At 67.0% G+C, this 4,108-nt stretch carries 5 protein-coding genes; 2 read left to right on the plus strand and 3 right to left on the minus strand.

Translation table 11 applies throughout. From position 1 onward, the window contains the following. Positions 1–597: nucleotidyltransferase domain-containing protein (locus ACFQ7F_RS45495; protein WP_383285571.1), on the minus strand; the 597-nt coding region annotated here is incomplete at its 3' end. A 197-nt stretch (positions 598–794) separates the two neighbouring features. Continuing rightward, positions 795–1,205, minus strand: coding sequence for a hypothetical protein (locus tag ACFQ7F_RS45500; protein ID WP_383285574.1), 411 nt, complete (start codon positions 1,203–1,205; stop codon positions 795–797). Between the two features lie 647 nt (positions 1,206–1,852). On the opposite strand from ACFQ7F_RS45500, the gene ACFQ7F_RS45505 reads away from it, so the two are divergent. Further along, positions 1,853–2,458 (plus strand): RNA polymerase sigma factor, encoded by a 606-nt coding sequence (locus ACFQ7F_RS45505; protein ID WP_383285577.1) that lies wholly within the window; start codon positions 1,853–1,855, stop codon positions 2,456–2,458. Beyond that, a complete protein-coding gene (locus ACFQ7F_RS45510; RefSeq protein WP_383285580.1) occupies positions 2,455–3,129 on the plus strand; it encodes a hypothetical protein in 675 nt (224 codons plus the stop codon). Before ACFQ7F_RS45505 ends, ACFQ7F_RS45510 begins: the two co-directional genes overlap by 4 nt. 627 nt (positions 3,130–3,756) lie before the next feature. Here the strand turns inward: ACFQ7F_RS45510 and ACFQ7F_RS45515 are convergent. Next, positions 3,757–3,918, minus strand: a complete 162-nt coding sequence (locus tag ACFQ7F_RS45515) for a hypothetical protein (RefSeq protein ID WP_383285583.1) — start codon at positions 3,916–3,918, stop codon at positions 3,757–3,759. Between the last annotated feature and the right edge of the window lie 190 nt (positions 3,919–4,108).

Genomic DNA, 4,108 nt, shown 5'->3' on the forward strand with positions numbered 1-4,108 from the left:
GGGGCGGCGTGCTCGGCTACGGCCTGGTGCCCATCCAGCAGTGCTTTGCCCAGGACTGGGTCTGCACTGAGCAGTCGGCGGGGAAGCCATTTGCCGATACCTGTCCAGGCGCTGTGGTGGGCGGTGAGCAGGTCTGCTGCTTGGCGCAGCACCTTCGGCGAGGGAGAGCTGTTCGTACCGGCTGTCGGGTGGGGTGTCGGTCAGGTCGTCCAGGAAGCAGGTCAGAACGTAGCGGCCGTGTGCCCACTCGGCTGTGCTGAGGGGCGGAGGCCCTGAAGCGAGGACATCCCGGGCCAGTTGGCGCGCATGGGCTACATGTCCGTGCGGGTCTGTCAGGGGCAGACCCTGGTCGTAGACGAACAGGACGGTCCCGCGGCGCCGGGCTCGGTCCCAGGCGAAGAACTCCGGTATGTCCGCCAGGGTGTTGAGGAACAACTCGACGATGCGGCCCTGGTGACGGATCACTTCCCGCCGGCTGATGTCCGAGTCGGGAAGGAGCACGGCCACGTCCAGATCGCTGGTCGCGGTGGCGCGCCCCTGAGCGGCGGAGCCTCCGAGTATGGCGCCCAGGGCATGGGGATAGAGCTCGGTGATCACACGGAGAGCGTGTGTTTCAACGGCTTCTTGATCATTCATGGGCGCTCATCTTGCCAGCCTGCGGATCTGTCAGCCGGGCTTCGAGATGGGCGGTCCAGTCGTTGGCGGCGCGGTGGCGCCATTGCTGGGCGTGATGATGTGCAGGCCATGGCTGCGACGTCTTGAGCGCGTTATCGATGCAGGAGAAGCAACTCCGCCTACTTGCTGTCCCAGGCCTCCGCGAGAGGGATGCGGTGATCGATGTCGAGGCCGGAGGGGCCTTCGATGTAGTGGTCGTCGTATTCGGAGTACCAGCGGCCGCCGGTCAGCTTGCATTTGGGGCCCTGGTCGGGGGCGGTGAGTGCCTCGGCCTGGAGGACCTCGGCCCGTGTGGTGCAGCCGTCCTTGTCGGCGTCCACCCAGTGCTTGAACGAGGTGCGCTGGTAGCCGGTGCGGTCCTCGTCCTTGATGGTCAGGGACTTGAGGGCGGCCTGCAGCGGCTGGGTGACGGTCTCGCCGGCCCGCGGCGCCGCACCGTGGCCAGAGGGAGCTGCTTGGGCGGGGGCGGCCGGGATGATGAGGGCCGCGGCAGCGGTGAGCAGGACGGCGGTGCGGATGATGGCAGGCACGGGTCTCCTCGAAGATCACAAACTGTTCGTGACCTTCGTAGCGAGTCGGCGCTCGCCGACGTGCCGTACAGAGCGTTCTTGTCACCCGGGCGAGGGGTAAGTCAGATCGGCACGGGGCGGAGCCGCGCCAGAAAGGCGGGAATCTGTGGCAGGCAGGGAACCTTCGAAGCCATGGGCCGGGGCGGCAGCGCGGCCTTCGCCGCTGCGCTGCCGCCTCACGGCACGAGCCCTGCCGCGGGAGGTGTGCTGTGTGTCACCCTTTTACGCAACGACGTGATGCAGGCGGGCCGCTGAGCTGTGAGTTCGCCTAACTCAACGTCTTTGGCCTGGAGTTGGCCAAAAGAGTGTGCCGCAGGAGTGTCACGTTCGGCCAATCTGATCGCACTACATCCCGTCAGTTGTCAGCATCCCTTTCCCCGGCAAGGGCGCGAGCGGAAGGCCGATCATGGACGCGATGGCGGTGACCTCCCTGATGGCAGGTATCGGCGCCTGTGCAGTACGCGTGCTGCACGTATGGCTGCGAGCACGGGCGGCCGTGCGGCTCGCACAGCTGAGTGAGTCCGGCATCAGCAGGCGGATCAGAGCTCTTCCGCCCGGCAGCCGCCTGTCTGAGCAGCGAGCCGACCGAAGCCACCTCACCATCCACATTGGCCCTGCTGCTCCACGACCTGGTGGCGACAATGAATGAGGCAAGCCCGGCCCAGGTCTCGCTCTTCCAGGATGGCCCACCCCTTCCGGCGCAGGCCGCCCCCTCGCCCACCAGCTCGAAGGCCAGGGCGGATTTCGCCCATCACTACCGCAGCCTCATGCCCGGACTCACGGTCTTTGTCATACGGCACGGCGCCAACGGACACGAGGCCCTCGAAGCTGCACAAGCGGCATTCGCTCTGGCCTGGGAGAGCTGGGAAACCATCGGCCATCCCCAGGCATGGCTGCGCCGGGTGGCCTATCGCCAACTGCTCAAACAGCGGGCCCAGAGGGAAACCGCCCAGGAGGAGCTCCCCGACTGGCCCGGTGGACCGTGCCCCGCAGAAACAGTGGAACTCGGCGCTCAGGAAGCCCTCGTCGTCACAGTCCTTGCTTCCCTGCCCATGCGCCAGCGCCAGGCATTCGCCTGGTCTTACGACGGCTTCTCCGCACAAGAAACAGCCCAACACTTGGAAATGACCCCCGAGGCGGTACGCCAGAACCTGGCCCGAGCCCGCAAACAACTCAAACAGGCGTGGCGATTGATGACGGAAGGTGCAGAGTGAGCAAGGCGACCCCCACCCCGAAGAGCGACGCGGAAGACGATGCCGCATTCGACGACTGGCTGGCCGCCGCAGACGCCGCGATGCAGAAACGAGCCGAAGCCGCGATCGACCTCGACGCCGGCAGCGCCTCCATCTTCTCCGCGGCAGTGGTGCCCGAAAGCGTCACCGACGACGACGCCGACACCGCGCACTGGGAACACCTCGATGCAGCCCTGCGCGAAGCCGCCGACAGCATCGCCCCCTGGCTCGCCCTGCGCAGACTGCACGCCCTGCCCCATCAGCTCGACAAGGCCATCACCACCACACACATCATGACCGTAGTAGGCCGGGCGCTGCTGCCCGACACAATGCGCATCCCCTGGGGGCTGGCCTCAGACTTCCTCGCCGACTGCAACAGCGACCTTGCCCAGCTCAAGCACGGACTCCTCCACCGCAACCTCAGCCGCCAGGAAGCCGTGACCCTGCACAGCCGGACAGTCGCGGGCATCACCAACTTCCGCGCCGCACTCCAGCAGTGCCTGCGTACCACCGAGCAGCCCCGGGTGCACCACGTCGGTGGGCACCTCGTATCGACCGCGGAAATGCTCATCACGCTTCTGAAGTGGACCGGTGACAGCATTACCCACATCTTCAACGACACCGAATGCCCGACGGCCATCTCGGTCCTCTGACCGGCTAGCAAAAAGGAGACCGCGACACAGGCCGTGGACGCGCTTTGGGCCGGTCCGCACCAGGGCGCTTCCCGGACGGGGGCTGTAGGGGCGACGGCGGTCGTGGTTCTCCTTTGGAGACCGCGGAGGCGTGGTAGGCGATCCCCGCTCCCGTACAGAGGTCGGCCCGGCGTCCAGCGCGACGAGTAACCCGGCACGCTGCAGCCGGGTCGTCAACTCTGCGCCGGGCACCGAGTTGTGGACCAGTGAGCGGTCTCCGCTCAGCAGGGCGGCTGTCTCCTTTGCGTCGCGACACCGCGCAGACGGAACACGCTGCCCGTGGCGGCGTGGAAGAGCATTCTTGCTCACTGCAGCGGTCGGCAACCCGGCCGTCCCAATGATGAACAAGCGGCTTTGGCGTCCACGCTCATCAACGGCGCTGCGGCGTCGCGCGATCACTCAGCCTGGCTTTGTCCCTCCAGAACGGGAGCCGTTTGTCAATGAGTGCGGGGAGGCATCTCAAAGCCGACTAAGTCGATGTTCACGAGTTCGGGAGGCACCCGCGGTGCCGCCCCGTTGGGGCACGGGGCGGCCAGGAGCGCCTGGCGGCGCCGGTGGAGGGCGCCGGCAGCACCCTCCACCGTTTCGCTACGCCATGAGTTTGTGCAGGGCGAGCACCGTCGCGCCTGCGGCGCCGAGCCCGGGCAGCGGGCCTGCCAGGCTCAGGACGAGGGCGCCCGCCAGGACGCCAGCGAGCAGGATGATCGCCCAGCGCTGGGGCAGGGGCTGGGGGGTATTGGAATCTGCCACGTACTGTTCTCCTTGGAGAGATCCTCGAGCAGGCGGCCCCGGATGGACCCCGGGGCCGTTCGCGTCTGTGCGAACGACGCGGCCGCCGAGCCCGCGTTGAGCGGGCCTGAAGTCCATGGTGAGGGGCCTGGAAGAGTCTCCGTCAGGACGTGATCAACGTTTTGATCCGGGTAAAGGCTCTCTGAGAGAG

The sequence above is a fragment of the Streptomyces sp. NPDC056486 genome (assembly GCF_042795295.1).
Taxonomy (GTDB): Bacteria; Actinomycetota; Actinomycetes; order Streptomycetales; family Streptomycetaceae; genus Streptomyces.